Below are 305 nucleotides of genomic sequence, written 5' to 3' on the forward strand. Positions count from 1 at the left end.
AGCGATTTCTCAGAAACGATAACGCTTACAGCGCAACAACAAGATTACGATTTACCTTTAGCCATCTTCGCAAAATCGCTATCAAACATTGATTTTAATTTGCGTCAGGGTCGGTTCGCTGCGAAGAAAAAGCAGCCGCAGTGGTGGCGTGACTGGCGCAGTGGACTAATAGCGGCGAGTGTGGCAGTAGTGAGCTTTATCGCAATTAAAGGCACTCAGCTGTATGTGATAAGTTATCAAGCTAATCAGCTAGAAACCCAAGCGGTCACTATGTATCAACAGGCATTTCCAAATAAAGTAGTACG

The 305-nt window shown here is 44.6% G+C and carries 1 pseudogene; it reads left to right on the forward strand.

The features are described 5' to 3' along the window. Nucleotides 1-305 (forward strand): annotated as a pseudogene (locus tag CWC11_RS22405) (type II secretion system protein GspL); the annotation flags it as partial.

Source organism: Pseudoalteromonas sp. S3178, assembly GCF_005886985.1.
Lineage (GTDB): Bacteria > Pseudomonadota > Gammaproteobacteria > Enterobacterales > Alteromonadaceae > Pseudoalteromonas > Pseudoalteromonas carrageenovora.